The sequence below is a fragment of the Streptomyces sp. NPDC005799 genome, from assembly GCF_040630525.1.
In the GTDB taxonomy this organism is placed as follows: domain Bacteria; phylum Actinomycetota; class Actinomycetes; order Streptomycetales; family Streptomycetaceae; genus Streptomyces; species Streptomyces griseorubiginosus_B.
The window spans coordinates 1,404-2,724 of record NZ_JBEXXQ010000173.1; the positions used below are offsets into that span (position 1 = coordinate 1,404).

The following is a 1,321-nucleotide window of genomic DNA, read 5'->3' on the forward strand; positions in this document are numbered from 1 at the left end:
CGCGAAGATCTGCTTCTTCTGGCGTTCGATGGACGACAGCAGGCTGTCGATGCCCTTGGGGTTTTGCAGGAACTTCTGCAGACCCGGCTGCATCACCGTGGAGGTGAAGTCCGGCCGCGAGTCACGGTCCATGAACTGCGTCAGCGACTTCGCCCCGCTGATCATCGTGTACGCCTTCTTCTGCAGCGGCGTGTAGGAGGAGGTGTCGGCCTTGCTGGAGGCGGCCACCACGGACGAGTCGGCCTTGAGATAGATCTGCTCGGCCTCCGGCGTGCCCAGGTACTCCATCAGCTTCGTGGCGCCGGCCTTGTTCTTGGGGGCCTTGGAGACCATGAAACCGTCCGTGGGGGCCTCCACCGTGTCCTGCCCGAAGGCGGAGTTCATCTCCGGGAAGGCGAAGAAGTCCAGGTCGTCCGCGTCGGCCTGGTTGGTGAACTGCTGCGCCACGAACGTGCCCAGCAGATACATGCCCGCCTTCTTCGACACCAGCGTCTGCGCCGCGTCCTGCCAGGTGCGGCCCATGAAACCGTCCTGGTGGTAGGGCAGCAGCTCCGACCAGTGGTCGAAGACCGCCTTGACCTTCGGATCCGTCCACGACTCCTTGCCCGCCATCAGCGACTTGTGGAAGTCGTAGCCGTTGAGCCGGAAGTTGATCTGGTCGAAGGTGCCCATCGCCGGCCAGGCGTCCTTGTCACCGAACGCGATCGGGACCAGCCCGTCCTTCTTCATCTGCCTGCACAACGCCACCAGCTGCTCCCACGTCGTGGGAACCTGGTAGCCGTGCTGCTGGAAGACGCTCTTGCGGTAGAACAGCGCCCACGGGTACGTGTACAGCGGCACGAAGTAGTACTTGCCGTCCTCACCCTTGGACAACTGCTTCATCGCGTCGGGGAAGTTGCCCCCGATCGTCTGCCACACGTCGTCGATCGGCGAGGCCAGGTTCTTCGCCGCGAAGAACTGCATGCGGTAGCCCGCGAACCAGGTGAACACGTCGTCCGGCGTGCCCTGCAGATACGAGTTGATCTGCTCCTGGAAGGTGTTGTGGTCCTTGGTGTTCACATCGACCTTGACGCCCGTCTTCTTCGTGAAGGCGGCATAGATCTCCGCGAACGCCTTCTTGGGCACCGCGTCGGAGGAGTTGGAGCCGAGGCTGACGGTCTTGGCATCCGAGGAACTGCTCCCGCTGCTGCCACACGCACTCAGCAACGGGACACCCGCACCGGCGAGCAGCGCGGCACCACCCACACCACGCAGCACACTGCGCCGGCTGGGCGAAGGAAGAGAAAGACCCGAGGGAGAGAGGTCCATGTACGGCTCCTGA

1 protein-coding gene is annotated in these 1,321 nt (G+C 63.5%); it reads right to left on the reverse strand.

Features of this window, described 5'->3' with window-relative positions:
- A partial coding sequence (locus tag ABZ453_RS50910) for an extracellular solute-binding protein (RefSeq protein ID WP_359026855.1) occupies nt 1-1,308 on the reverse strand: 1,308 nt, incomplete at its 3' end.
- Nucleotides 1,309-1,321: the final 13 nt, after the last annotated feature.